The 26,716-nt window shown below is 67.7% G+C and carries 23 protein-coding genes, 3 tRNA genes and 2 pseudogenes; 16 read left to right on the top strand and 12 right to left on the bottom strand.

The genetic code is table 11. The annotated features are described in order from the left end of the window. Window positions 1–4 precede the first annotated feature (4 nt). From recF to QSK25_RS09395, 9 genes and pseudogenes are all read left to right on the top strand, one after another. Window positions 5–1,111, top strand: coding sequence for a DNA replication/repair protein RecF (recF, locus tag QSK25_RS09435; protein WP_285636510.1), 1,107 nt, complete (start codon window positions 5–7; stop codon window positions 1,109–1,111). A 118-nt stretch (window positions 1,112–1,229) separates the two neighbouring features. Then, window positions 1,230–1,763, top strand: coding sequence for a DciA family protein (locus QSK25_RS09430; RefSeq protein ID WP_285636507.1), 534 nt, complete (start codon window positions 1,230–1,232; stop codon window positions 1,761–1,763). Between the two features lie 249 nt (window positions 1,764–2,012). After that, window positions 2,013–3,983 carry a DNA topoisomerase (ATP-hydrolyzing) subunit B gene (gene gyrB, locus QSK25_RS09425; RefSeq protein WP_285636503.1) on the top strand — a complete coding sequence of 657 codons (1,971 nt, stop codon included), beginning with the start codon at window positions 2,013–2,015 and terminating at the stop codon, window positions 3,981–3,983. A gap of 55 nt (window positions 3,984–4,038) precedes the next feature. Next, window positions 4,039–6,582 (top strand): DNA gyrase subunit A, encoded by a 2,544-nt coding sequence (gene gyrA, locus QSK25_RS09420; RefSeq protein ID WP_285636500.1) that lies wholly within the window; start codon window positions 4,039–4,041, stop codon window positions 6,580–6,582. A 448-nt stretch (window positions 6,583–7,030) separates the two neighbouring features. Then, complete coding sequence (locus tag QSK25_RS09415; protein ID WP_285637580.1) at window positions 7,031–7,648, top strand: DUF3566 domain-containing protein; 618 nt, start codon at window positions 7,031–7,033, stop codon at window positions 7,646–7,648. 70 nt (window positions 7,649–7,718) lie between these two features. After that, window positions 7,719–7,792 (top strand) — tRNA-Ile (locus tag QSK25_RS09410). Window positions 7,793–7,951: 159 nt separating this feature from the next. Beyond that, a pseudogene (locus tag QSK25_RS09405) lies at window positions 7,952–8,110 on the top strand (DLW-39 family protein); the annotation flags it as partial. A 40-nt stretch (window positions 8,111–8,150) separates the two neighbouring features. Continuing rightward, window positions 8,151–8,223 (top strand) — tRNA-Ala (locus QSK25_RS09400). A gap of 211 nt (window positions 8,224–8,434) precedes the next feature. Further along, window positions 8,435–8,866, top strand: a complete 432-nt coding sequence (locus QSK25_RS09395) for a hypothetical protein (protein WP_285636497.1) — start codon at window positions 8,435–8,437, stop codon at window positions 8,864–8,866. A gap of 69 nt (window positions 8,867–8,935) precedes the next feature. Here QSK25_RS09395 and QSK25_RS09390 read toward each other — a convergent pair whose 3' ends face one another. Continuing rightward, window positions 8,936–9,328 (bottom strand): DoxX family protein, encoded by a 393-nt coding sequence (locus QSK25_RS09390; RefSeq protein WP_285636494.1) that lies wholly within the window; start codon window positions 9,326–9,328, stop codon window positions 8,936–8,938. A 108-nt stretch (window positions 9,329–9,436) separates the two neighbouring features. Between QSK25_RS09390 and QSK25_RS09385 the strand changes: the two genes are divergently transcribed. Then, entirely contained in the window at window positions 9,437–9,970 is a 534-nt protein-coding gene (locus QSK25_RS09385) for a DUF2020 domain-containing protein (protein ID WP_285636491.1), read from the top strand. Between the two features lie 63 nt (window positions 9,971–10,033). Here the strand turns inward: QSK25_RS09385 and QSK25_RS09380 are convergent, their stop codons facing one another. After that, complete coding sequence (locus tag QSK25_RS09380; RefSeq protein WP_285636488.1) at window positions 10,034–10,600, bottom strand: hypothetical protein; 567 nt, start codon at window positions 10,598–10,600, stop codon at window positions 10,034–10,036. 93 nt (window positions 10,601–10,693) lie between these two features. Here QSK25_RS09380 and QSK25_RS09375 point away from each other — a divergent pair, with 93 nt between their 5' ends. Together QSK25_RS09375 and QSK25_RS09370 are read left to right on the top strand one after the other, a co-directional pair. Then, window positions 10,694–11,242 (top strand): peptidylprolyl isomerase, encoded by a 549-nt coding sequence (locus tag QSK25_RS09375; protein ID WP_285636485.1) that lies wholly within the window; start codon window positions 10,694–10,696, stop codon window positions 11,240–11,242. 167 nt (window positions 11,243–11,409) lie between these two features. Beyond that, complete coding sequence (locus tag QSK25_RS09370; RefSeq protein ID WP_352235720.1) at window positions 11,410–12,153, top strand: rhomboid family intramembrane serine protease; 744 nt, start codon at window positions 11,410–11,412, stop codon at window positions 12,151–12,153. 7 nt (window positions 12,154–12,160) lie between these two features. Here the strand turns inward: QSK25_RS09370 and QSK25_RS09365 are convergent, their stop codons facing one another. Both QSK25_RS09365 and crgA read right to left on the bottom strand, forming a co-directional pair. Then, the gene (locus QSK25_RS09365; protein WP_285636482.1) at window positions 12,161–12,556 is read right to left on the bottom strand and encodes a PH domain-containing protein; all 396 of its coding nucleotides are present in this window, start codon (window positions 12,554–12,556) and stop codon (window positions 12,161–12,163) included. Window positions 12,557–12,790: 234 nt separating this feature from the next. Then, window positions 12,791–13,057, bottom strand: a complete 267-nt coding sequence (gene crgA / locus QSK25_RS09360; RefSeq protein WP_030465604.1) for a cell division protein CrgA — start codon at window positions 13,055–13,057, stop codon at window positions 12,791–12,793. A 238-nt stretch (window positions 13,058–13,295) separates the two neighbouring features. Here crgA and QSK25_RS09355 point away from each other — a divergent pair, with 238 nt between their 5' ends. Continuing rightward, complete coding sequence (locus tag QSK25_RS09355; protein WP_285636468.1) at window positions 13,296–14,429, top strand: class E sortase; 1,134 nt, start codon at window positions 13,296–13,298, stop codon at window positions 14,427–14,429. A 4-nt stretch (window positions 14,430–14,433) separates the two neighbouring features. After that, window positions 14,434–14,589, top strand: coding sequence for a hypothetical protein (locus QSK25_RS09350; protein ID WP_285636465.1), 156 nt, complete (start codon window positions 14,434–14,436; stop codon window positions 14,587–14,589). A 53-nt stretch (window positions 14,590–14,642) separates the two neighbouring features. On the opposite strand, the pseudogene QSK25_RS09345 reads toward QSK25_RS09350, so the two are convergent. Further along, window positions 14,643–15,985 (bottom strand): annotated as a pseudogene (locus QSK25_RS09345) (FAD-dependent oxidoreductase). A gap of 77 nt (window positions 15,986–16,062) precedes the next feature. Here QSK25_RS09345 and QSK25_RS09340 point away from each other — a divergent pair. Next, entirely contained in the window at window positions 16,063–16,704 is a 642-nt protein-coding gene (locus QSK25_RS09340) for an aminodeoxychorismate/anthranilate synthase component II (protein WP_285636462.1), read from the top strand. Window positions 16,705–16,762: 58 nt separating this feature from the next. Here QSK25_RS09340 and pknB read toward each other — a convergent pair whose 3' ends face one another. From pknB to QSK25_RS09305, 7 genes are read right to left on the bottom strand one after another with little or no spacing between them, the layout of a single operon-like run. Further along, window positions 16,763–18,769 carry a Stk1 family PASTA domain-containing Ser/Thr kinase gene (pknB, locus tag QSK25_RS09335; protein ID WP_285636459.1) on the bottom strand — a complete coding sequence of 669 codons (2,007 nt, stop codon included), beginning with the start codon at window positions 18,767–18,769 and terminating at the stop codon, window positions 16,763–16,765. A gap of 55 nt (window positions 18,770–18,824) precedes the next feature. After that, window positions 18,825–20,306, bottom strand: a complete 1,482-nt coding sequence (locus QSK25_RS09330; RefSeq protein WP_285636456.1) for a serine/threonine-protein kinase — start codon at window positions 20,304–20,306, stop codon at window positions 18,825–18,827. After that, a complete protein-coding gene (locus tag QSK25_RS09325) occupies window positions 20,306–21,778 on the bottom strand; it encodes a peptidoglycan D,D-transpeptidase FtsI family protein (protein ID WP_285636454.1) in 1,473 nt (490 codons plus the stop codon). Before QSK25_RS09325 ends, QSK25_RS09330 begins: the two co-directional genes overlap by 1 nt. Continuing rightward, window positions 21,775–23,247 (bottom strand): FtsW/RodA/SpoVE family cell cycle protein, encoded by a 1,473-nt coding sequence (locus tag QSK25_RS09320; RefSeq protein WP_285636451.1) that lies wholly within the window; start codon window positions 23,245–23,247, stop codon window positions 21,775–21,777. Before QSK25_RS09320 ends, QSK25_RS09325 begins: the two co-directional genes overlap by 4 nt. A gap of 3 nt (window positions 23,248–23,250) precedes the next feature. Continuing rightward, complete coding sequence (locus tag QSK25_RS09315; protein WP_285636448.1) at window positions 23,251–24,687, bottom strand: PP2C family protein-serine/threonine phosphatase; 1,437 nt, start codon at window positions 24,685–24,687, stop codon at window positions 23,251–23,253. Continuing rightward, the gene (locus QSK25_RS09310; RefSeq protein ID WP_030480247.1) at window positions 24,684–25,145 is read right to left on the bottom strand and encodes an FHA domain-containing protein FhaB/FipA; all 462 of its coding nucleotides are present in this window, start codon (window positions 25,143–25,145) and stop codon (window positions 24,684–24,686) included. Before QSK25_RS09310 ends, QSK25_RS09315 begins: the two co-directional genes overlap by 4 nt. A 51-nt stretch (window positions 25,146–25,196) precedes the next feature. After that, window positions 25,197–26,447, bottom strand: a complete 1,251-nt coding sequence (locus QSK25_RS09305) for an FHA domain-containing protein (protein WP_285636443.1) — start codon at window positions 26,445–26,447, stop codon at window positions 25,197–25,199. Between the two features lie 118 nt (window positions 26,448–26,565). Here QSK25_RS09305 and QSK25_RS09300 point away from each other — a divergent pair. After that, window positions 26,566–26,648, top strand: a tRNA-Leu gene (locus QSK25_RS09300). Window positions 26,649–26,716 lie beyond the last annotated feature (68 nt).

Genomic DNA, 26,716 nt, shown 5'->3' with positions numbered 1-26,716 from the left:
AAAGTTGCACGTCAGACACCTCCAGGTCAGCGACTTCCGGTCGTGGCAGCTCGCTGACCTGGAACTCGACCCCGGCGCGTCGGTGCTCGTCGGCCGCAACGGCCAGGGCAAGACGAACCTGGTCGAGGCGATCGGGTACGTGGCGACGCTGGGGTCGCACCGCGTGTCCAGCGACGCACCGCTGATCCGGCACGGCGCCCAGCGCGCCGTGGTGCGGGCGGCCGTGGTCAACGAGGACCGCGAGCTGCTCGTGGAACTGGAGATCACGGCCGGCAAGTCGAACCGGGCGCGGATCAACCGGGGTCCGGTGCCGCGTCCGCGTGACGTGCTCGGGATTCTTCGCACGGTGCTGTTCGCACCGGAGGACCTCTCTCTCGTGAGGGGCGATCCGAGCGACCGGCGCAGGTTCCTCGACGAGATGCTCGTGCTGCGCGCGCCGCGTTATGCCGGTGTCCGCAGTGACTACGACCGTGTCCTCAAGCAGCGCAGCGCGTTGTTGAAGACGGTGAAGCATTCGCGGTCGGCGGACCTCTCGACGCTCGACGTCTGGGACGGGCACCTCGCGAAGCACGGCGCGGAGCTGCTGGCCGCGCGGTTGAAGCTGGTCCGCGACATGGCGGACCACGTGACCTCGGCGTACGCGGAGGTCGCTCCGGAGTCGCGTCCGGCGCTCATCTCGTACCGGTCGAGCGTCGGCGACCTGCCGGAAGACAGGGAGAGCATCGAGGACCTGCTGCTGGCGGAGCTCGACCGGGTGCGCAAGCAGGAGATCGAACGCGGCGTGTGTCTCGTCGGTCCCCACCGGGACGACCTCGACCTGACGCTCGGCGAACTCCCCGCGAAGGGCTACGCCAGTCACGGAGAGTCATGGTCGTTCGCGCTCGCGCTGCGGCTCGGGGGGTACGAGCTGATGCGTGTCGACGGCATCGAACCGGTGCTTGTGCTGGACGATGTGTTCGCGGAACTCGACCGCGGCCGGCGTCAGCAACTGGCCAAGGTGGCGGCCGCCGCCGAGCAGGTGCTGATCACCGCGGCGGTGGCGGAGGACGTTCCGGACGAGCTGAACGGTGCCCGGTTCGAGGTGCACGGCGGGGAGGTGCGACGTGTCTGACTCAGAGGCTGACTCTGGGGGTTCGAAGTCCCCACATGTAGCTCGATCGGGTGTGTCCGCCCACACATCTGGGGACAAGTCTGTGGATGGTGTGGATAACTCCGTCACAAATCCGGACTTGTCCACAGGTTCATTCACACCTGAGGGTGAGCCACTGAAGGGGTCGGACCTCGCGCGGGCCGCTCTGGAGGCCGCGAAAGCCAGCGCGAAGGCCCGCGGGCGGGTGCCCGGGAGCAAGTCGAAGGGCCGTCCGGTCAACCGCAGCCGGCGTCGCTGGTCCGGTGCCGGCCCCGACGACCGCGACCCCCAGCCCCTCGGCCGGATCGCGTCCAGGATCGCCGCCGACCGGGGCTGGGTCGAGCAACTCCAGGGTGGTCAGGTCTTCGGTCGTTGGGCAAAATTAGTGGGCGAGGACGTCGCCGAGCACGCGAAACCGATCGCGCTCAGTGACGGGGAACTGACGGTCCAGGCGTCGTCGACGGCGTGGGCCACCCAGCTGCGCCTCCTGCAGCGCGACCTGCTCAAGCGGATCGCCGCGGGCGTCGGCCACGGCGTCGTCAAACGGCTCAAGATCAAGGGACCGGACGCGCCGAGCTGGCGACACGGCCCCAGGCACGCGCCTGGGCGCGGTCCGCGTGACACCTACGGGTGAGGTCCCGCGAGGCGCTCAGCGGCCGTTCTGTGGCTCAATGAGCGTTCACCTGCGGATTTAAACCCCCGTTTCAGCCGTCCTGACCCGTCCGGCGCCGCTTGAGGCGCTCTGTGACCGAATCAAAGGTGTCCTTGACCCCGTTCTGTCGGGGTGCCCCGGTAGAATCAACGGGAGAGCTTCAACCCCAATCCCAGTAGTCGGGGAACATCGTGCGGGTCCTGCCCGCATCAGCGAGGAGACTCCAGGCCCGTGTCAGCTCAGAAGAACCAGTACGACGCGTCCTCGATCACCGTCCTCGAAGGCCTCGAGGCAGTGCGCAAGAGGCCAGGCATGTACATCGGCTCGACCGGTGAACGCGGTCTGCACCACCTGGTCCAGGAGGTTGTGGACAACTCGGTCGACGAGGCGATGGCGGGCTACGCGACGACAGTCGACGTCACCCTGCTGGCCAACGGCGGTGTCCGGGTGATCGACGACGGCCGCGGCATCCCGACGGGCATCCACCCCGTCGAGGGCGTCCCGACCGTCGAGGTCGTCATGACCAAGCTGCACGCGGGCGGCAAGTTCGACAGCGACTCCTACGCGGTGTCCGGCGGTCTGCACGGCGTCGGCATCTCCGTGGTCAACGCGCTGTCCACCGCCGTCGACCTGGAGATCAAGAACGCCGGCCACGTCTGGACGCAGCGCTACGAGGCCTCAAAGCCCGCGCACGCGTTGAAGCAGATCGAGCCGACCGAGGAGACGGGCACGTCCGTCACGTTCTGGGCGGACCCGGAGATCTTCGAGACCACCGAGTACAACGTCGAGACGATCGCGCGCCGGTTGCAGGAGATGGCGTTCCTCAACAAGGGGATCACGATCATCCTGCGCGACGAGCGGGTCTCGCCGGAGGACGAGGAGGCCGACGCCGAGGGCCACAAGGCCGGCGTCAAGGAGCGCACCTTCCACTACCCGGGCGGTCTGGAGGACTTCGTCCGCCACATCAACCACACGCGCGAGGCCGTGCACCAGAAGGTGATCGGCTTCGAGGCGCAGGGGGAGGACCTCCAGGTCGAGGTCGCGATGCAGTGGAACACCGGCTACACCGCGTCGGTCTACACGTTCGCGAACACGATCAACACGCACGAGGGCGGTACCCACGAGGAGGGCTTCCGCGCCGCGCTGACCCGTGTGGTCAACGAGTACGCGCGCGAGAAGAAGCTGCTCAAGGAGAAGGACGCCAACCTCACCGGTGACGACATCCGCGAGGGTCTCGCCGCGATCATCTCGGTGAAGTTGAAGGAGCCCCAGTTCGAGGGCCAGACGAAGACCAAGCTGGGCAACAGCGAGGCCAAGTCGTTCGTGCAGAAGTCGACGAACGAGCACCTGGCCGACTGGTTCGAGCGCCACCCCAACGAGGCCAAGACGATCGTCACCAAGTCGGTGTCGTCGGCGCAAGCCCGCATCGCCGCCCGCAAGGCCCGCGAACTGGTGCGCCGCAAGGGCGCGCTGGACATCGGCGGCCTGCCCGGCAAGCTCAAGGACTGCCGCTCCACCGAACCGGAGCGCTGCGAGCTCTACATCGTCGAGGGTGACTCGGCAGGTGGCTCGGCCAAGGAAGGCCGGGACTCCATGTACCAGGCCATCCTCCCGATCCGCGGCAAGATCATCAACGTGGAGAAGGCGCGCATCGACCGCGTTCTCAAGAACACCGAGGTCCAGTCGCTGATCACGGCGCTCGGCACCGGCATCCACGACGAGTTCGACCTGACGAAGCTGCGCTACCACAAGATCGTGCTGATGGCCGACGCCGACGTCGACGGCCAGCACATCCGCACCCTGTTGCTGACGCTGCTGTTCCGCTTCATGCAGCCGCTCATCGAGCACAACCACGTCTACCTCGCGCAGCCGCCGCTCTACAAGATCAAGTGGCAGCGCGCGGAGCCGGAGTACGCCTACTCCGACCGCGAGCGGGACGCCGTGATCAAGGACGGCATCGCGTCCGGCAAGAAGCTCGGCAAGGACGACAACATCCAGCGGTACAAGGGTCTCGGCGAGATGAACGCCGAGGAGCTGTGGGAGACCACGATGGACCCGGCGAACCGGATCCTGCGCCAGGTCACCATGGACGACGCGGCCACCGCCGACGAGCTGTTCAGCGTGCTCATGGGCGAGGACGTCGAAGCACGCCGTTCGTTCATCACCCGCAACGCCAAGAGCATCAAGTTCCTGGACATCTGAGTCCGAGCTCGATCCCTAGGCACGTGATCGTTTCTGGCGAGAAGGAAAGAGAACAGTGAGCGAGACGACTCTGCCCCCGGAGCACGACCGCATCGAGCCGGTCGAGATCCAGCAGGAGATGCAGAACTCGTACATCAACTACGCGATGTCCGTGATCGTCGGACGCGCGCTGCCGGACGTGCGGGACGGGCTCAAGCCCGTGCACGTCCGGGTGCTGTACTCGATGTTCGACTCCGGCTTCCGCCCCGACCGCGGCTTCAACAAGTGCGCGCGCGTCGTCGGCGACGTGATGGGCAACTACCACCCGCACGGTGACTCGGCGATCTACGACGCGTTGGTGCGTCTCGCCCAGCCGTGGGCGTTGCGCTACCCGCTGATCCAGGGGCAGGGCAACTTCGGCTCGGTCGGCAACGACCCCGCCGCCGCCATGCGGTACACGGAGTGCCGGCTCTCCCCGTTGGCCATGCACATGCTGCAGGACATCGAGGAAGAGACCGTCGACTTCCGCGACAACTACGACGGCCGCATCCAGGAACCGACGGTCCTGCCGTCGCGCATCCCGAACCTGCTGATCAACGGCAGTTCCGGCATCGCGGTCGGCATGGCGACGAACATCCCGCCGCACAACCTCCGCGAGGTCGCGGACGGCGTGGTGTGGGCGCTGGACAACTTCGAGGCCTCCGACGAGGAGACCCTCGAAGCGATGATCGCGCGGATCAAGGGCCCGGACTTCCCGACGTACGGCCAGATCCTCGGCACGTCGGGCATCGAGGACGCGTACCGCACCGGTCGCGGCTCGGTCCGCATGCGCGCCGTCGTGGAGATGGACGAGGACGCCAAGGGCCGCACGATTCTCGTCGTCACCGAGCTGCCGTACCAGGTCAACCCGGACAACCTGGTCGAGAACATCGCCTCGCTGGTGCGCGACGCCAAGCTCACCGGCATCGCGAACATCGCCGACGAGTCGAACCGCCGCATCGGCATGCGCATCGTCATCACGCTGAAGCGCGACGCCGTGGCGAAGGTCGTGCTGAACAACCTCTACAAGCACACGCAGCTGCAGTACTCGTTCGGCGTGAACATGCTGTCCCTCGTGGACGGCGTGCCGCGGACGCTGCGGATCGACCAGATGATCCGCCACTACGTGAAGCACCAGATCGAGGTCATCGTCCGGCGCACGCGGTTCCGCCTGCGCAAGGCCGAGGAGCGCGCACACATCCTGCGCGGTCTGGTGAAGGCGCTCGACCAGCTCGACGCCGTCATCGCGTTGATCCGCCGCTCCGAGACGCCGGACATCGCGCGTTCGGGCCTGATGGAGCTCCTCGAGGTCGACGAGATCCAGGCCAACGCGATCCTGGAGATGCAGCTCCGCCGGCTCGCCGCCCTGGAGCGCCAGAAGATCATCGACCAGTTGGCCGAGATCGAGCTGGAGATCGCGGACCTCAAGGACATCCTCGAAAAGCCCGAGCGGCAGCGCAAGATCGTGCGCGACGAGCTCACGGCGATCGTGGACAAGTTCGGCGACGACCGCCGGACGAAGATCATCCCGTTCGACGGCGACGTGTCCATGGAGGACCTGATCGCGGTCGAGGACGTGGTCGTCACGATCACGCGCACCGGCTACGCGAAGCGCACCAAGACCGACCTGTACCGGGCGCAGAAGCGCGGCGGCAAGGGCGTCCAGGGCGCGCAGCTCAAGCAGGACGACATCGTCGCGCACTTCTTCGTGTGCTCCACGCACGACTGGATCCTGTTCTTCACGAACAAGGGCCGCGTGTACCGCACGAAGGCGTACGAACTGCCCGAGGCGAACCGCAACGCCCGCGGTCAGCACGTCGCGAACCTCCTCGCGTTCCAGCCGGACGAGGAGATCGCACAGGTCATCCAGATCAAGAACTACGAGGTGTCGCCGTACCTCGTGCTCGCCACCCGCAAGGGCCTGGTCAAGAAGTCGAAGCTGTCCGACTTCGATTCCAACCGATCGGGTGGTCTTATCGGCATCAACCTGCGCGAGGACGACGAGCTGGTCGGCGCCGTGCTCTGCTCGGCCGACGACGACCTGCTGATGGTGTCGGCGGACGGCCAGTCGATCCGCTTCCACGCGACCGACGACGTGCTGCGCCCGATGGGTCGTGCCACGTCAGGCGTTCAGGGCATGCGCTTCAACGCCGACGACGAGCTGCTTTCCGTCGGCGTCGTCCAGGAGGGTCTGTTCGTTTTGGTCGCGACGGACGGTGGGTACTCGAAGCGAACGCCGATCGAGGACTACCCGGTCCAAGGCCGGGGTGGCAAGGGTGTGCTGACGATCCAGCACGACCGCCGACGTGGCAGGCTGGTGGGCGCGCTCATCGTCGACGTCGACGACGAGCTCTACGCCATCACCTCGACCGGCGGGGTCATCAGGACCAAGGCCGAGCAGGTGCGCAAGGCTGGACGGCAGACGAAGGGCGTGCGGCTGATGAACCTCGGCGAGAGCACCACTTTGATCGCCGTCGCACGCAACGCGGACGAGCCCAGCGACGTCACTAACAGTGAGACGTCTGCCGCGGAGGACTCTGCCGCTGACCAGGCAGCCACCCCCACCGACTCGGCTGAGTAGTCGGAATCGTTAGCGAGAGGTCAAGGACAAGCTCGTGACTCCACCCGAGAACCGCGAAGGTCGGGACGCGGACAAGACCGCGGTCATCACCAAGCCGACTCCGCAGAACTCCGCGTCCAAGCAGGCGGAGAAGAAGGCGGACTCGGCCGCGGCACCGGCCTCCGGTTCCTCGGGTGGAACCGCGCAGGACAAGACCAAGCCGGTGTCGGCGGAGAAGGCCAAGGAGGCCACCACCGCTGCCGCCGCTCCCGCAGAGAAGCCGGCGGAAAAGCCGGCGGAGAAGGTCGAGAAGGCCGCTCCCGCAGTCGGGGAGAAGACCGTCTCGCTCAACACCCCGCCGTCCACGCCGGCGCCCGCGGCCACCCCGGCCCCGACGTCGGCTCCGGTCACCTCGGCGCCCGTCGCCGACGAGCCGGTCGTCGTCTCGGCCCCGCCGCCCTGGCAGCGGGTGACGAACGACACGGAAGCCGCCCAGCAGGACGCGACCGAGACGTACACGGCCCCGGCCGCACCCCCGGTCCCGTCCGCCGCGGAGTCCGCTCCGGCCTTCCCGGTCACCGACCCGGACACCGTGAAGGTGCAGAAGCCCGTGGTCACGGGCTCCGCGGTGCCGGTGGGCCTGGGCAGCAGCCGCACGTCCGTGAACATGGGCGCCGGCGGCTCACGCCCTGCGGCCTCCGCCCCGTCGGCCCGCCGCCCCGGCCGCGGCCCCCGCCGCGCCTCGCTCCAGGTGAAGCGCGTCGACCCGTGGTCGGTCCTCAAGCTCGCCCTGGTGCTGGGCGTGGCCCTGTTCTTCGTCTGGCTCGTGGCGGTCGGCGTCCTCTACGGCGTCCTGCACGGCATGGGCGTCTGGGACAAGATCAACAGCACCGCGAACGACCTGCTCCAGGCCAACGAGCCGGGTGAACCGCTGATCAGCGCGGGTCGCGTCTTCGGCGTCTCGGCGATCATCGGCGCGGTCAACATCGTCCTGTTCACGGCCCTCGCAACCGTCGGCGCGTTCGTCTACAACGTGTCCGCGGACCTGGCCGGTGGCCTCGAACTGACGTTGTCCGAACGAGAGTGACCCCCTGATTTGGGGCAGCGAAGGGCGATCCTGTAAGGTTCTCCTCGTTGCCCCAAGGGGTGATGATCGAGGGCCTATAGCTCAGGCGGTTAGAGCGCTTCACTGATAATGAAGAGGTCGGAGGTTCAAGTCCTCCTAGGCCCACTCGATTCGGCGGATATTCATGTTGGCGGAATGCGCCAACCGTTAGCCGAATCATCGTTTCTTTCTCTGGGGGCCGAGCCCCCAGACCCCCGGCCGGGGGACACCCCCGGACCCCCATCACAGTTGATCAGCCGGTAGGTTTCTGCTTGCTGTAACGTGATGGGGTCGCTTACTTTTTGGTCTTGGGAGGGATTCGAAGTGGCTAAGAAGATCATCGCACTCGTCGTGGTCGCCGGTGCGGTCCTGTTCTTCGTGAAGCGCAGCCGTTCGGCCAAGGCCGACGCGGACCTGTGGCGCGAGGCCACCGCCCCCACCGACTGATCTTTGCCTTGACGGGCGGCCAGCCGCCCTCAGGCGCGGGGACGTAGCTCAATTGGCAGAGCACCGCCTTTGCAAGGCGGGGGTTAGGGGTTCGATTCCCCTCGTCTCCATTTCGTTCCTCGGGTCGAGGAGTGTCTGCGGAAAGCGCAGACCTCCTCGGCCCGAAGTGTTTTCTGGGGGCTGAGCCCCCAGAACCCCATGCCGGGGGCAAGGCCCCCGGACCCCAGGCCGCCTCGCCTTCGGCGTCGGCAGGCCTCATCCCGTCGCGCGGTGCCCTGCCTTCGGCGTAGCTTCGGGGCGGTTGAGCGTGGGGGGTGCGCCGTGTTGCCGCAAGAGCGCCAGGTTGTTGGTGCCGTGGTCGAACTGCCGGACGGGTCCTGGTGGGACTGGGACGTGGTTTCCTGCGATGCGGGGGAGCTGCGGCTGGGTGCCGGGCACGACCTGACCTACTCACATGGGCTCGAGCTCGTGTTCTCGGATCCTTTGTTCGTGCAGTGCCCAACCGCGTTCCAGGACCCCGTTTTCCGTGCGCCGCGACCGGACGAGATCGAGGCCGTCACGCGGCGGTTCGGCGAAGCACCGGGCATCCTGGTCTCCTTCGAAGCTGAGGCCGGTGGCGTGGAACCGGTGACGTGTCTGGTGGCGGCCGGTGGGGTCGAGGTGGTTCAGGGAACGGTCTTCCGGTACTGGCGAGGTGCCCTGGAGCCGGGGGAGCGTCATGCGCCGCGGGTGCGTTCTCCCGGACAGCAGTAGCCGGCTGGATGTGCGGAAGCCCCGTTCGCGGCGTTGCGAACGGGGCCTCAGCGGGTGTTGGTCATGGCGTCACGCCGCAGCCAGTGACTTCTTCGACGACTTGCGGATCGTGTCGATGCTCCAGGCGCCGGCGCCCGTGAACACGAGCAGCAGGAAGGCCCACGAGTAGACGGCCGCCAGTTCGCCGCCGTTCTCGATCGGCAGCAGGGCCTTGGGCTGGTGCACCACGAAGTAGGCGTAGGCCATGGCACCGGAGCTGATCAGGGCCGCCCAGCGTGTCCACAGGCCGATGAGGATGAGGCCGCCGCCGATCAGTTCGATCAGGGTGACCGGGCCCGACGGCCAGGCGAGGAAGTCGACTCCCTTGGAGAGCTTCTGCACCCCGTGGAACACGAAGAACAGACCGATGATGATGCGGAAGAGAGCCAGGGCGTGCTCACGTCGTTGCTCGAGGAACTCCATGCGCTGAGTCCTTCCATGGCGGGGGAGGGGGCAAAGGCACAAAAGGTATGGACCAATTTAGAGTGTCCCGGTTGAGGCGCTTTTGGTATCTGGTTGACTGTTGCCCCTATGAAACGAGCACTGTTGCTGCCCCTGCTCGGCGTCCTCGCCGCCTGCGGCTCTCAGGTCGCCCAAGACGTGCCGGTGCCGACCACCCAGACCCAGCAGGTCACCACGACGACCAGCGCTGCTCCGACCGTGCCGCCCGCGCCCCAGCCCGCGACCGACGGCACGTGCCCGTACCTGGCGACCGGATTCGTCGCGGAGGCCAACGGGCAGCGTGTACCCAAAGTGAAACTGTCAACGGATCAGCCTCACCCTGCGTGCTTTTTCTACGCCAACGCAACTGAGGTCCAGTTGACCGTGCGGGTCTACGTGGGGGACGAGCGGGTCGCGAAGCTCATCGTGAACGAGGCGGCGCCGGACGGTTCGCAGCCCGCCACCGCGCCCACCGGGTGGACCGGAGGGTACGTCAGCAGCGACGCCGGCGTCGTCTACGCCGTCGGCAAGGGCGAGGCGGCCGTGGTGGTGACGACCAACCAGAAGCAGTCGATCAAGGCTCGTCGCATCGCCGAGGAGGCGATCAAGGGGCTCGAGCTCTGAACGCCGAACGCCCCCGTCGTCTCCACCTGCAGGGAGACGACGGGGGCGTTCAGCGTTCAGAACCTACTTCGCGGGTTCCTTCTGGGACGGCACCTGGCCGTTGAGGACCGGCTCCGCGTGCGGAACCGCCTCCTCGTCCTGCAGGTGCACCTCCTGCGGCCTGCGCGTCATCGCGACGTAGCCCGCCGCGGCGGCCGCGATCAGCAGACCCAGCACCCACGGCCAGCGGCGGCGCTTCGGCGCGTCCGCACCGAGCTGGGCCGCGGCCTTGCGGATCTCCTTGGCGCGCACCTTGGCGTCCTTGCGCGCGTGCTTGGCCGCCTTCTTCACTTCCTTGCGCACGACCTCCGCCTTGCCGATGAGGTCGGCGCGTGTCTTGGCGCTCTTCTTCGCGAGCCGCTTGCGCGAGCGGCGCGTCTGCTTCTCCCAGTCCTCGGCCTTGCCCATGAGCGCGTCGGCCCGCTCCACGAGTGCGCCGCGGACCTGGTCGGTTGTGATGCCGCGGTCGGCCAGCTTGGCCTCAGCGACGTGACCAGCGCGAACGACACCCTGACGCGCGGCCTTCAGACCGGTGCCGACAGCCTTGCCAACGTTCTCGCCGGCGCGGGTCATGACGTCCACCTCGTCCATCCTGTGCTCCACACGTTGTCGTCCGGTGATGCCATAGAGATACCCATCGTGCCCGTTTCTGAACATCTCCGCCTGTGATGGCACGATGGGGTGGTGGCTGACAGCAACGAATCCCTCGTCGGGACCAAGGTGACGGCGACCCTGCACACCACGCAGGGCGACATCCGGATCAACCTGCTCCCCGACCACGCGCCCAAGACGGTGTCGAACTTCGTCGGGCTCGCCGAGGGCACCAAGGACTACTCCGAGGCGAACGCGAGTGGCACGAAGTCGGGCCCGTTCTACGACGGCACCCTCTTCCACCGCGTCATCGCCGGCTTCATGCTCCAGACCGGTGACCCGACGGGCACCGGCCGCGGTGGCCCCGGCTACCGCTTCGCCGACGAGTTCCACTCGGAACTCCAGTTCAACAAGCCGTACATCCTCGCGATGGCGAACGCCGGGCCCAACACCAACGGCTCCCAGTTCTTCATCACCGTGGCGCCGACGACGTGGCTGAACTTCAAGCACACGATCTTCGGTGAGGTCGCGGACCAGGAGTCGCGCGACGTCGTCGACGCGATCGGCAACACCACGACCGGTGCGGGCGACCGCCCGGTCAACGACATCAAGATCGAGCGGATCACGATCGAACGCGCGTGAGCAACGCATCCGTGCCACCGGAAGGGCCGATCGGAGCACAGCCGGAAACCCCGGTCTGCGCACGTCATTCCGATCGGCCTACCCGGCTGCGCTGCACCAGGTGCGACCGCCCGGCGTGTCCTGAGTGCCTGCGTGACGCGTCGGTCGGCATGCAGTGCGTCGACTGCGTGAACGAAGGTTCTCGCTCGGTCCGTCAGGCGCGCACGTCCGCGGGCGCGGTGGCCTCGGGTGGCCGGCCGATCATCACCCAGCTGATGATCGCGGTGAACGTCCTGGCGTACATCGCCACCGTCGTGCAGTCCGGCAGCCCGATGAACAACCAGCGGTCGAGCATCTTCGTCGAGACCGCGATGATCCCCGGCCTCACCGCCGCCGGTGAGTGGTGGCGGGTCGTCACGTCGGGCTTCATGCACTTCGGCCTGATCCACCTGGCGCTCAACATGGCCGCGTTGTTCGTGGTCGGCCCGGTGATCGAGCAGGAACTCGGCAAGCTGAGGTACAGCGCCGTCTACTTCCTGTCGCTGCTCGGCGGCAGTGCGTCGGCGTTCCTCTTCGGCAGCGTCTGCCCGACGTACGCCGGCGCGTCCGGTGCGGTGTTCGGCCTGATGGGCGCGCTGCTGATCGTGTTCAAGCGGCAGCAGCGGGACATCTCGACGATCGTCGTGATCGTCGTGCTCAACCTGGTGTCGAACCTCTTCACCAACGCGTCACTGCTCGGGCACCTCGGCGGCCTCGTGATCGGCGGTCTGCTGACGCTCGCGATGGTCAAGGCGCCGCGACAGAACCGCAACGCCTACCAGATCGGTGCCGTGGTGGCGGCCGCCGTGCTGCTCGTCGGCATGTTCGCGTTGCGCGCCGCGCAGCTCGACACGGCGGCGGAGTTCCTCCTGGAGTACAACACCTGCCGCTAGCGGCGATTCACGGCCGCAGTGCGTGCAGCACTCCGGCCACCTCTTCGGGATCGGCGCCGAGGTCCAGCCTCGTGAGCACCACGAGCCGGTCGTCGGCGTCGAGTTCCAGCGTCTGCTGCTCGCGCCCGAGCCGGCGCGTGGTCTGCAGCTTGACCTTCACCTCGTGCCACGGCAGCTGCGTCCTGCTCGCGAACCCGCGCACGACCAGGCCGTTCGCGTCGGCGGAGAGCCGCGGGCGCGCCAGCGAGGCGAACGCGGCCAGGTAGGCGACCAGCAGCGTCGCCAGTCCGATGAGGAGACGACCGGCGTTGTCGTCGGCGACGAGCGTCGCGATGGCGAGCGAGGCGGCCGCCAGCCACCCGAGGAGGACGACCGTGGCTGGGGTGGACCAGGTGCGAGTCACACTGTCGAGTGTGCCGCATGAAATGTGGACAACCGAACGGGTCCGCATGAGGGAAAACCGTCGCTTGTGCATTTTGGTGCAAAGTTGTCCACAGGACTTGTCCCCAATGGGGATGACTTACAGCTGTGTGCTTCCGTGACGCTCGGATGAACCAGGTGAACCCGGAGCGAACAAAGGTCGGCCCGGACGTGTGACGTCCGGGCCGACCAGTACGAACTGTGAGCTGCCGTGCGCTCAGCGCCAGCGCATCGTCATCAGCAGGCCGATGATCATGAGTGCGAACCCGATGGCGAAGTTCCACGCCCCGAGCTCCAGCATGAACGGGATCTTCTCGGCCGCGATGTAGTTGACGACCAGCCACGCGAGGCCGAGCAGCATGAAGCCGAGCATGACAACGACGTAGACCGGGTGAGACGGCCCCGCTGCCTTGACCTTGACCGGCGTGCGGCGGTCAGTGGGTGCGGTGTAGACCGCCTTCTTCCGGACCTTCGACTTGGGCATGCTGTCCTCGCCTGACGTGGATATCCGTGAGTGACGCGAGTTTACGTGCACTACTCAGGAGACACGTTAACGTAGCGGCGGTGGTGAGCGAACCACCTTGCAGACGCAGTTGTTTTCAGTTCACAGTCCGCGCGGAGGTTCTCAGGTGAACTCGGGACCGCAGCAGCCGCCTCCCAGGCGCCCTGCACCCCGTCGTGATGACCTTCAGCACGTGCGGGCAACACCGTCTCCCCGGCCCATGCCTCCGGCGGACGCAACGCAGTTCACCAGCGCTTTCTCCGGAAGCCTGCCCCCGAACCCGCAGCAGCAGCGGCCGAACTTCCCGCCGCCCGGCACCCCGGCCAGGGGCATGCCGCAGCCGGGCCGTCCCGGTCCGCCGCCCGGTACGCCGCCGAGGGGAATGCCCCCGCGTCAAATGCCTCCTCGCCCACGCCCGGTAGACCCGCCCACCGAGGTGATCCCGCGCGTCGAGGACGACTACGACGACGAGTACTACGACGATGACGATTACTACGACGACGAGAAGCCGGCCGCCAAGAAGGACGACCTGCCTCCCGACAGCCTGGCCCGCAAAACGGTCAGAGGTGTGGGTGAAGCCCTCATCACCATGGGCCTCGTCGTTCTGCTCTTCGTCGTCTACGAGGTCTACGTGACCGACCTGCTCTCCGCGGCGAAGCAGGAGGACGCCACCGCGGCTCTCGACTCCGAATGGAGTTCGAACGTCGTCACGCCACCGCCGGCGGACCCGAACCGCAAGTCGCAGCTGAACCTGATCGAGGGCAAGGCCTTCGCGAAGATGTACATCCCGGTCTTCGGCAACGACTGGAAGTTCTCCGTCGTGGAGGGCACGACCGACAAGCACCTCGAAATCGGCCCTGGCCACTACAAGGACACCGCGCAGCCGGGCGAGGCGGGCAACTTCTCCATCGCGGGCCACCGCGTGGGCAAGGGCGCGCCGTTCAACGACCTCGACCTGCTCGAGTCCTGCAACTCGATCGTCGTGCAGACCCAGACGCAGTGGTTCGTCTACCGGGTGCTCCCCATGAGCAGCGAGGTCCAGGGCTGGGCCACCAACCCGAAGTCCAAGGAAGCGGCCTGCGCCGGCGTGGCCCCGCTCTCCACCACCCTCGGCGAGGTCTACGCGAAGACCGTGGGCCAGGAGATCGTGGTCCCGAGCCAGGGCGAGGTGATCGCACCGATCCCGCACCAGGTGGGCGCCACCGTCCCGGCGGACAAGCAGGCCCGCCTGCTCACCCTCACCACGTGCCACCCGCGCTTCTCGGACAAGCAGCGCCTGATCGTGCACGCCATCGAAACCAAGAGCTACCCGGTGGCCGACGGCTTCGTGCCACCCGAGATGACGGGGGCCTAGTCCGATGTACAGCTGGATCTGGCGCCACCTGCCGGGCCCGACAGTCGTGCGGGTGCTCGAAGCCGTGGTCCTGGCGCTGGCCGTCGTGGCCCTGCTGATGTTCGTCGTGTTCCCGTGGGCAGAGCCGAAGCTCCCGTTCAACAACGTCACGACCCAGTAGAGGTGAAACCGCCACCGCGCAAAGCGCGATGGCGGCTCCATCGAGGAACGGCGTCAGCCGTTCGAGACTGAAGTCATCTCCTCACGAGAGACGACCTTGATCCGCTCACGCCCGTGAGCGGCACCGAGCGCGATCTCGTGGGCGTCGAGTCGGCCCCACCCCTCGTTGGTGACGAACGGCACCCCACGTGCGGAAGGAACTCCACCACCGCGTCCGCCGACGGCGAGACAGCCTGCGGCAACCCGTCGACATCGGCCAGCAGGCTGGTGATGGTCTCCAGGGCATCGCCCTTGGTGTGCCCGATCAGCCCGATGGGACCGCGCTTGATCCAGCCGGTCGTGTACACCCCGGGCATGGGCACCTCGTCCAGGTCCAGCACTCGCCCGGCCTCGTGCGGAATGGTCCCGGAAACGTGGTCGAACGGAATGTCCGGCAAATGCGTCGACAGGTATCCGACGGCCCGGTAAACAGCCTGGACGTCCCAGTCGGTGAACACGCCGGTGCCGCGCACGTTCCCGTCCCCGGTCAATTCCTGGGTCTCGGTCCGCAGCCCGGTCACACAATCGGACCCGAGCACCTCGACCGGCGCCTCCAGGAAGTGCAGGTGCAACCGCCGCGGCCGCGACCCGACATCGCGAATCGCCCACTCCTGCAGCGTTTTCACGATCATCTCGACCTGCTTGTTGGTCCGGATCGCGTGCATCGAGGCCTCGTCGAACTCGATGCCCTCGGCGTGCACGATCACCTCGACGTTGGGGGAGTGGTCCAGCTCCCGCAGCTCCAACGGCGTGAACTTCGCCTGTGCGGGCCCGCGACGCCCGAACACGTGCACATCGGTGACGGGTGACGACCGAAGCCCCTCATAGACGTTCGCGGGAATCTCGGTGACCAGCAGCTCGTCCGCCGTCTTGGCCAGCACCCGCGCCACGTCCAAGGCCACGTTGCCGACCCCGAGCACCGCGACGGAGGTGGCGGTCAACGGCCAGGTCCGCGGCACGTCGGGGTGCCCGTCGTACCAGGACACGAAGTCCGCGGCACCGAAGCTGCCGGGCAGGTCGATGCCGGGAACGTCCATCGCGCGGTCAGCGGAGGCGCCCGTGGAGAAGATCACCGCGTCGTAGAACTGGCGCAGGTCGTCGAGCTTGATGTCGACGCCGTACTCGACGTTGCCGAAGAACCGGACGGACGGCCGGTCGAGCACCTTCTGCAGGGCACCGACGATGCCCTTGATGCGGGGGTGGTCGGGGGCGACGCCGTAGCGCACCAGGCCGTAGGGGGCCGGCAGCTTCTCGAAGAGGTCGATCTGCGCGTCGACGTCGGACTTGGTCAGGATGTCGGCGGCGTAGACGCCGGCCGGTCCGGCGCCGACGATCGCGACGCGCAAGGGGCGACTCATGACACCTATTTTAGGGAAGCCTAACCTGAACGCGGACGAGAGCTAACTCACTCGCGCCGACCAACTAAGCTCTCTTCATGCGCGTGCTCGTGGTCGACAACTACGACAGCTTCGTCTACAACCTCGTCCAGTACCTCGCCCAGCTCGGGGCCGAGTGCGTCGTGCGGCGCAACGACGAGGTGGACCTCGACGAGATCGACGAGGTCGACGGTGTGCTCGTCAGCCCAGGCCCCGGTACGCCGGAGCGTGCTGGTGCGAGCATCGACGTCATCAAGAAGTGCGCCGACATCGGGAAGCCCGTGTTCGGCGTGTGCCTCGGCCACCAGGCCATCGGTGTCGTGTGGGGTGGCACGGTCGACCGTGCGCCCGAGCTGTTGCACGGCAAGACGAGCATCGTCTTCCACGAGGGCAGCGGTGTGCTCAAGGGGGTGCCGCAGCCGTTCATCGCGACGCGGTACCACTCGCTGACGGTGCTGCCGGAGACGATCCCCGCGGAGTTCGAGGTCACCGGCAAGACCGAGTCCGGCATCGTCATGGGCATGCGGCACCGCGAGCTGCCGGTCGAGGGCGTGCAGTTCCACCCCGAGTCTGTGCTGACCGACGGCGGCCACCGGATGCTGGCCAACTGGCTGAAGGTCTGCGGCTTCGAGGTTCCCGAGGCCACCGTCGCCCAGCTGGAGAACGGCATGCGCACGCTCGCCGCGGCCGCACGCCTCTGAGAGCAACGAAAAAGGGGCGGCTTCCCCGACCGGGAAGCCGCCCCTTGTCACATCCGGCCTAACTACCGCCGGCGCCCAGCGTCGCCACGGTCACGGTCACCGCGGTGCCCTTGGTGATCAGCGTGCCCTTCGCCGGCTGCTGCGTGAGCACCTTGTCGCGCTTCGACGGGTCGAGGGTCTGCTCGTTCTGCACGTTGAAGGAGGCGTTCCAGCCCAGCTGGCGCAGCTTCTGCTCCGCTTCCCGCTTGTCCATGCCGACGAGGTCGGGCATCTCGAACTGGTTGCCCTTCGAGACCTTCAGCGTGACCGTCGCGCCCTTGTCCACCTTGCTGTTGGCGACCGGGGTCTGCTGGATCACGGTGCCTTCCGGCTTGGGGCTGTCGACCGGCTCGATGACGACCTTGAAGCCGGAGCCCTCGAGGGTCTGCTGCGCGTTGTCCTTGTCGTCGTTGACGACGCCCGGCACGTTCACCTTGTCCGGCGCCTTGCCGAGCTGGATGGTGATCGTGCCGCCCTTCTTCAGCTTCAGGCCCACGGCGGGGTTCTGCTGCGCGACCTTGCCGGCCTTGGCAGGGTCGTCGACCTCGACGGCCTGGTCGCTCTGCTGCAGCTTGAAGCCGTTGGGGTCCTTGTCGAGCAGCTGCTGGGCCTCCTGCGGGGTCTTGCCCGCGAGGTCCGGCACGGTGCCCTCTCCCGGTGGCGCACCGACGGAGATCTTGACCGTGCTGCCCTTGGGGACGTCGGTGCCCTCCGGCGGGTCCGAGTTGATGACCTTGTTGATCTGGTCGGCGTTGCACGTCGCCTGGGTGCCTGCCGCGCCGGGCTCGCAGGCCACTTCCTGCTGCGACGACTGCAGACCGGCCTTGGTGAGCTTCTCCCTGGCCTCGACCGGGCTCAGTCCGACGACCGACGGGATGGGGACCTTCGCGGTCGACTCGCTGCTCTGGTTCATCAGGTTGTTGGTGATCCACGCGGCGAGGCCGAGCACGGCCAGGCACAGGATCACCACCAGCGTCACCATGATCGCCTTCTTGCGGCGGGCGCGACGCTCTTCCTCTTCGTCCGCGATCGGGTCGTAGTCGTCCGGCTCCGACTTCAGCGCCGCCGGACGGTGCCTGCCGCCGCCACCGCTGGAGACGACCTGCGTGCGCGGTGCGCGCGACGCCTGCTCGTTCATCACGGCGGTGCGGTCCTCGGCCGTCATCACGGCCGGGGCGGACGGGCGCTGGCCGGACAACACGCGGACCAGGTCGGCGCGCATCTCCGCGGCCGACTGGTAACGGTTGGCCGGACCCTTCGACATCGCCTTCAGCACGATCGCGTCGAGCTGCGGCGACACCTTCGGGTTGAGCTGCGACGGCGCCTTCGGGTCCTCCCGGACGTGCTGGTACGCCACGGCCACCGGCGAGTCACCGGTGAACGGCGGCTCGCCCGTCAGCAGTTCGAACAGCACACAACCGGCCGCGTACACGTCGGAACGGGCGTCGACGGACTCGCCGCGCGCCTGCTCCGGCGACAGGTACTGGGCCGTGCCGATGACCGCGGCGGTCTGTGTGACCGCGGCCTGACCATCGTGTATCGCCCTCGCGATGCCGAAGTCCATCACCTTCACGGCACCGGACTTCGTGATCATCACGTTCGCCGGCTTCACGTCGCGGTGGACGATGCCGTGGCGGTGCGAGAAGTCGAGCGCGGCCGAGACGTCGGCCATGACCTCCATCGCGCGCTTGCCCGACAGCGGGCCCTGCGTCTTCACGATGTCGCGCAGCGTTCGTCCGTCGACGAACTCCATCACGATGTACGGCAACGGGCCGTACTCGGTCTGCGTCTCACCGGTGTCGTAAACGGCGACGATCGCCGGGTGGTTCAGGGCGGCGGAGTTCTGCGCCTCACGCCGGAACCGTTCCTGGAACTGGGCGTCACGAGCGAGGTCGGCTCGAAGCACCTTGATCGCCACGTCTCTGCCGAGGCGGACGTCCCGCCCCTTGTGGACCTCGGACATGCCGCCGTACCCGAGAGTCTCACCCAGTTCGTAGCGGTTTGAGAGCAGTCGCGGAGTGCTCATCGGTGCTTCGTCCCGCTCCTAGTCGACGGTGTTCCGAACTCGGTTCTGGTCTTGCTCATGGCGCGCACGTCACCTTCACCTTCGAGCCGACCGGCACCTCGCCCGTGGGCGCGATGGCGGTGACCCGGCACTTCTTCAGGTCGCCCGGTGCCGTGCCCTGCGCGCTGCGCACCTCGGGTTCCAGGCCGTGGCCGATCAGATCGATGCTGACCTCGTCGCCGGAACGACCGATGTAGTCGTCCTCGTTGATGCGCTGCGGCGCACTGCCCGGAATCCGGTCGGCGGAGTCGGGCTTCGCCTGTCCGTTCGCCGGAGCGTTCGGGTTCGCCGTGCTGGAGGACGTCGCCCGGCTGCCTTGCCCGGTGCCGTCGTTCTGCTTGACGGTGAACTTCCACAACACGACCACGCCGAGCACGAGCAGCACAGCCACCAGAAAAGCGACCATAACCCAGACGACGGTGCGGTTTCTCCCCGGTTGCGTCGGCATGGGGGTGAACGTTCCGGTCTGGTGCACCGGTTGCATGCCGGTCTGGTGCGCCGGCTGCATCGCCGGATGGGTACCGGCACGCACCGGACCGCTCTGGTGGTGCTGCATCTGCGGCGGGATCGGCAGCGGCTGTGACACCTGGGGCGGTGGCGGAGCCTGCGTCACCTGCTGCGGGATCGGCGGGGGCATCGTGAACCCCGACGGCGTCGGCAGCGGCTGGCCCACCCGCACCGCGCTGACGGCCGCGGCGAACTCGCCGCCGGTCCGGTAGCGCTGCCTCGGGTCCTTGACCAGCGTCGCCTCGATCAACGCCCGCGCACCCGGCGGGACGTCGCGCGGCAACGGCGGCGCGATGTCGCGGATGTGCATCATCGCGACGGTCACCGCGTTGTCGGAGAGGAACGGCCGGTGACCGGCCAAGCACTCGTAGCCACACACGGCCAACGAGTAGACGTCGCTCGCCGGTTCGGCCTCACCGCCAAGAGCTTGTTCCGGTGCGATGTAGTGCGCGGTGCCCATCACCATGCCGGATCGCGTCACGGGTGCCGCGTCCACGGCCTTCGCGATGCCGAAGTCGGTGATCTTCACCTTGCCCGAAGGGGTCACCATGATGTTGCCGGGCTTCACGTCCCGGTGCACGAGCCCGCGTTCGTGGGCCGCCTGCAACGCGTTTCCGGTCTGCTCCAGCAGGTCCAGCGTCACCTCGGCGGTCAGCCGGCCGCGGGAGATGATCGTCGCGAGCGGCTCGCCCTCGACCAGTTCCATCACCAGGTAGGCCGTGTCCTCCGGCCCCTCGGCGATGGACGCGGTCTCGCCGTAGTCGTGCACCGACGCGATGCCGGGGTGGTTCAGCGAGGCGGTCATCCGCGCCTCGACGCGGAAGCGGTGCAGGAACTCGGGATCGCCCGAGAGCTCCGCCTTGAGCACCTTCACGGCGACGCGGCGATCGAGCCGGTCGTCCGCCGCTTCCCAGACCTCGCCCATGCCACCGACCGCTATCCGCCTGGTCAGGCGGTAGCGGTCGGCGAGGAGCTGGCCCTTGGTCAGCATCAGCGGCCTGCCAGGTACGCGTTCATCACGGCGCGCCCGATCGGAGCGGCGACCTTGCCGCCGGTGGCACCCAGACCGCGGTCGCCGCCGTCCTCCACGATGACCGCGATCGCGATCTCCGGCTTCTGCGCCGGCGCGAAGGCGATGTACCAGGCGTGCGGGTTGTTCTTCGTCACGTCGGCGCCGTGCTCGGCGGTACCGGTCTTCGACGCCACCTGCACGTTCTGCAGGCGGCCCTCGCCACCGGTGTTGATCTCCGACTGGATCATCATGTCCCGCAGGGCGTTGGCGTTCGCCGTGCTCATCGCCGTCTCGACCTCGTCGGGGTCGGTGTCGTCGATCGACTTCAGGTCCGGGCCGAGGATCTTCGACACCAGGTACGGCTGCATCCGCTTGCCGTTGTTCGCGATCGTCGCCGCGATCACCGCGTTCTCCAGCGGCGTGATCTGCACGTCGCGCTGGCCGATGCCGGTCTGGTACAGCGCAGCGTCGTCCTTGATCGGGCCGAGGGTCGAGGTCTCGACGGGCAGCGGCATCTGGAGGTCCGCGTCGTTGAACCCGAACTTCTCGGCCTGGCGGCGCAGCTTGTTCGCGCCGAGCTGACCCGCCATCTCACCGAACGCCGTGTTGCACGACTTCGCGAGCGCGGTCTCCATCGACACCGTCTCGCCGGGGCCGCACGGGGTGCCGTTGAAGTTCGGCAACGGCGTCTGGCTGCCCGGCAGGGTGATCGAGCCCTTGGCGGTGTACTGCGTCTCCTTGTTCTTGCCGTCGGCGAGCGCGGCCGCCGCGACGACGACCTTCAACGTCGACCCGGCCGGGTACAGGGCCTGCGTCGCGCGGTTGAGCAGCGGGTCGCCGGAGTCCTCCGCGTTGAGCTGCTTCCACGCCGACACCTGCTCGTTCGAGTCGTGGCTCGCGAGCAGGTTCGGGTTGTAGGACGGGGTGCTCACCATCGCGAGGATCTCGCCGGTGTCCGGCTTGATCGCGACGACGGATCCCGTGAAGCCCTTGGCGGTCAGCTGGTCGTACGCGGTCTGCTGCACCTTGGCGTTCAGGGTGAGCTGGACGTTGCCGCCGACCGGGTCGCGACCGGTGATCAACGCCGAGACGCGGCGCGTGAACAGCCGGTCGTCCGAGCCGTTGAGCAGGTCGTTCTCGGCGCGTTCCATGCCGGACGTGCCGTAGGTGACCGACAGGTACCCGGTCACCGGCGCGTAGACAGGGCCGTTGCTGTAGGTGCGCAGGAACCGGAGACGGTCGGTCGTCTCCTTCACGTCCGCGATCGTGGTGCCGTCCGCGGCGATGATCAGCCCGCGCTTGCGGGCGTACTCGTCGAGCAGCACCCGGCGGTTGTACGCGTTCTTGCGCCACTCGTCGGCGTTGATGACCTGCACCCACGTGGCGTTGCCCAGCAGGAGCACGATCATGACCATCATGGCCATGCCGACGCGGCGGAGCGGTGTGTTCATTTGGGACGCTCCACCATCACAGTGTGCTGGTCGGCGATAGCCGGTTGTTGCGGTTTCGGCTTCGCGACCCGCTGCGGGGCCCTCGCCGCCGCAGAAATTCGCAGTAGCAACGCGACCAGGATGTAGTTCGCGAGCAGCGACGAACCGCCGTAGGACAGGAACGGCGCGGTGATACCCGTCATCGGGATCAGCTTCGTGACACCGCCGACGACGATGAACACCTGGAAGCAGACCGCGAACGCGAGACCGCCGCCCAGGAGCTTGCCGAAGCTGTCGCGCACGGAGATCGCACCGCGCAGGCCGCGCAACGCGAAGACCATGTAGATCAGCAGCAGGGCCGCGAAGCCGACGAACCCGAGCTCTTCACCGATGACGGCGGTGATGAAGTCGGTGTTGGCCTCGGGGATCATCTCCGGTCGGCCGGCGCCGAGCCCGGCACCGCCGATGCCGCCGGTCGCGAGACCGAACAGCGACTGGGAGATCTGGTAGCCGCCGCCGATGACCTCGTAGCGGGCGATCGGGTCCTGCCAGTTCGCCACGCGCTGCTGGACGTGGTTGAAGAGCTTCCACGCGATGATCGCGCCGCCGGAGAACAGGCCGAGCCCGAGCACGACCCACGCCGCGCGTTCGGTGGCGATGTAGAGCAGCACCAGCACGATGCCGAAGAACAGCAGCGAGGAACCGAGGTCCTTCTGCAGCACCATGACCGCGACCGTGACGCCCCAGGCCGCGAACAGCGGGCCGAGGTCGCGGGCGCGGGGCAGGTCCATGCCGAGGAACCGGCGGCCCGCCACGGTGAACAGGTCCCGCTTCGACACCAGGAAGGCGGCGAAGAAGACCATCAGCAGGATCTTGGCGAACTCACCGGGCTGGATCGACAACGGGCCGAGGCGCAGCCAGATCTTCGCGCCGTTGATCTCGGGCGCGATGAAGCCCGGCAGCACACCGGGGAGCATCAGCGCGACGAGACCGACGAGGCCGAACGTGTAGCCGAACCGCGCGAGCATGCGGTGGTCCGGCAGGAACTTGAGCGTCGCCGCGAACAGCAACAACCCGATGGCGGTCCAGATGACCTGCTTGAACGCCACCGGGTCCCACGTCGAGCCGTCCAGGAAGACGGTGCCCTCCATGGCGAGGTCGATCCGGTGGATGACCACCAGCCCGAGCCCGTTGAGCAACGCGACGCACGGCAGGATCGCCGGGTCGGCGTACGGCGCCCACCTGCGGACGGCGAGGTGCGCGCACGCGAACAGAGCCAGGTAGGCGAGACCCAGGTAGAGGATCCGCAGGCTCAGCGAGCGTTCCTGGTTCAGTTCGACGAGGATCAGCGCCAGCGTCACGAGACCGGCGGCGAACGACAGCATCACCAGTTCGGTGCCGCGTCGCGTCGGCGCCTTCAGCCCTGGCGACGTGCTCGTCGCCACCGACGCGCCTGGTGAGCCTTCCCCGGTGGGGGCGGGCGAGCCCATCAACTACGGACCCTCCCGGCATTCCACACCGACCTGCTGCTGGGACGGGGTGAGTGAAGGCTCCGAGGTACCGGTCTGCGGTGCGCCCGAACCGTTGGCGGGCGGCGTGCCGGTGCCGGAGGTCGGCGGCGTGCTGCTCGGGGTGGACGGCGTCGTCGAGGGCGTCGACGGGGTGGTCGACGTCGACGAGGTGTCCTTGCACAGCGGCAGCAGGTGCTCGGTGCGCAGCAACCGGACCGCGGCGCGCGCGCCGTCGAGGCCGTTGTCGCTGCGGATGCCCGCGGTGATCGTCGTGCGGCCGGCTTCCTGCAGGTCCTTCAGCGTGATCGGGGTGCAGCCCGTGGAACCGGGCGGGCACGAGTCCTCGACCTTGGACGACAGCTTGAAGCCGAGCACCGAACCGTTGAGGCCGCGGAAGATCGCGACCTGACCGTCCTCGGTGGCGCCGACGTAGTACTGCGTGTTGATCCACAGCTTGCCGCCGACCGCGACGACCGCCGTGAGCAGCAGCAGCACGAAGATGATCGCGAACGCCTTGATGGCGTTGCGCTTCTTGCGCTTGGGGTCCGGCGGAGGCGGCGGCGGTGCGTCCATGCGCTGCGGCATGGGCGGACGCTGCTGCGTGAGCGTCGCCGCCCGCGAAGCCGCCGAGTCCGGGGGAGTGTCGTGCTGGTCGCTGCCGTCACCGGCCGCGCCCCCGACGATCGGGTAGTTGTCGCCGAAGTCGACGTCCTCGACGTCCGCCACGATCACCGTGACGTTGTCGGGACCGCCGCCCTTGAGCGCCAGCTCGATCATCCGGTCCGCGCAGGCCTGCGGGTCGGGGATGCGGATCGCCTCGTCGAGCGTCTCCAGGCTCACGACACCGGACAGACCGTCCGAGCAGAGCAGGAACCGGTCACCGGAGCGCGCCTCGCGCACCGTGAGACTGGGCTCGAAGTCGTGTCCGGTGAGGGCGCGCAGCAGCAACGAGCGTTGCGGGTGCGTGGCGGCCTCGTCCGGCGTGATCCGGCCCTCGTCGATCAACGACTGGACGAACGTGTCGTCGTGCGTGATCTGCGCGAAGGACCCCTCCCTCAGGAGGTACGCGCGCGAGTCGCCGATGTGCACGAGCCCGAGGCGGTTGCCCGCGAACAGGATGGCCGTGAGCGTGGTGCCCATGCCCTCCAGGTCCGGGTCGCTCGTCACGAGCTCGGAGATGGCGCCGTTGCCACTCGCGACCGCGTCGCGCAGCTTGCCGAGGAGGTCGTCGCCGGGCTCGTCGTCGTCGACGTGGGCCAGCGAGGCGATGACCACCTTGCTCGCGACCTCACCGGCGGCGTGGCCACCCATGCCGTCGGCGACTGCGAGCAGGCGGGGGCCCGCGTACACGGAGTCCTGGTTGTTGGAACGAACCAGGCCCCTGTCGCTGCGGGCCGCGTATCGAAGAACCAAGGTCATGAGCGCAGCTCGATCACCGTTTTGCCAATGCGGATCGGGGTGCCGAGAGGTACGCGCAGGGGTGCGGTGACCTTGGCTCGGTCCAGGTAGGTGCCGTTCGTGGAGCCGAGGTCCTCCACGTACCAGTCGGTACCGCGCATGGACAGCCGCGCGTGCCTGGTCGACGCGAAGTCGTCGTCCAGGACGAGGGTGGAGTCGTCAGCGCGGCCGATCAGGATCGGCCTGCCGTCGAGTGAGATGCGGGTGCCCGTCAGCGCCCCGTGGGTGACCACGAGTTGCCGAGGTGCCTTGCTTCCCCTCGCCGACTTCTCGGACCTCCGGAATCCGGGCAGACCTGACGCCCGGAGCCCTGAGGCTGCGTATAGATCAGAGCGGACCACACGTAGGGCGGCCAGCACAAAGAGCCAGAGGAGCACGAGAAAGCCCGCTCTGGTCAGCTGCATCACCAGCTCTTGCACCGGTTGTAACCGCTCCTGCCTTGAGTTGCTTACCGATGCCCGTATCGACCACTAGCCCGCGGTGCGGAAGACCAGAGAAGAGTGGCCGATGCGGACGACGTCGCCTTCCGCGAGCTGCCAAGTCTGCACTGGCGTCCCGTTCACCGTGGTGCCGTTCGTCGAACCGAGATCAGCGAGCATCGCATTCTGCCCGTCCCAGGAGATTTCCAGGTGGCGCCTGGAGACACCCGTGTCCGGGAGGCGGAAGTCGGCTTCCTGCCCACGTCCTACGACGTTTCCACCCTGCTTCAGGTTGTACGTGCGGTTCGATCCGTCGTCGAGGTGCAGCGTCGCGTTGAGCTGACGGTTGCCGCCCTGGGTGGCCGGCGGGGCGTATCCGCCCTGGTTGTAGCCCTGGTCGTAGCCACCTTGCTGGCCGTAACCCTGGTCGTAGCCGCCGCCCTGCTGCTGGCCGTAACCCTGGTCGTAGCCGCCCTGCTGGCCGCCGCCGTAACCCTGGTCGTAGCCCTGCTGGCCGTAGCCCTGCTGCTGGCCGTAACCCTGGTCCTGGCCGTAGCCCTGCTGCTGGCCGCCGCCGTAGCCCTGGTCGTAGCCCTGCTGCTGCTGGCCGTAACCCTGGTCGTAGCCGCCGCCCTGCTGGCCGCCGCCATATCCCTGGTCGTAGCCCTGCTGGCCGTAGCCCTGCTGCTGGCCGTAACCCTGGTCCTGGCCGTAGCCGCCTTGCTGGCCGTAGCCCTGGTCCTGGCCGTAGCCGCCTTGCTGCTGGCCGTAGCCCTGCTGGTCGTAGCCCTGCTGGCCGTAGCCGCCCTGACCATAAGGGTCCTGGGCGGGCTGGCCCTGTCCTTGTCCGTAGCCGGGTGGCTGGCTCATGGGTCGGTCTCCTGCGGTGCGAGGTTGTGCTGACCGTCGGCTGGCCGCTTTCACGTCGGGGTCGACGGACGAGCTGGTTCGGAACTGTCCGGTGTGCAGCGCCTCGGAGCGCTCCAGGGAGACTACGACGTCACCATAGGTATCCCATCCGGACTCGGCCAGGTGCTCTCGCAGGCCCTCTGCGAGAAGCTGTGTGATGCGTAGTTCATCCTGCTCGTCGCCCGCAAGACGTTCGTGGTCCTGAGGTCCGAGGAGCACCTTGTAGTGGTTGGGGGCTAGCAGTCTGCCACCCGCGAGCTCGCGGATGTTGCCGTCACCCTCCCGTTGCAGTGCCTGTGCCACCTCTTGGGGCACGACGCTGCCGCCGAACACCCGCGCGAAGGTGTTGCCGACGAGGCCCTCGAGCTTGCGCTCGAAGCGTTGCAGGCCCATGTCGACTCCTTCCACGCGGACGGGCTCCCACCCCGATCGTATCCGGGTACGACGACGCTTACAGGGGGGCGATTAGGAAGCTGGTTTGGACGCGTGCTAGTGTTTCCAACGTCTCCAGGGGCAAGTGGCGGAATGGCAGACGCGCACGGTTCAGGTCCGTGTGTCCGAAAGGACGTGGGGGTTCAACTCCCCCCTTGCCCATCGAAAGACAGATGGAACCCCCCTCGCGGAATCGCGAGGGGGGTTCTTTCGTTGATCGGCAGTATCGG

The sequence above is a fragment of the Lentzea sp. NBRC 102530 genome, assembly GCF_030269365.1.
GTDB lineage: Bacteria > Actinomycetota > Actinomycetes > Mycobacteriales > Pseudonocardiaceae > Lentzea.
This window is presented reverse-complemented; position numbering and strand designations above follow the sequence as displayed.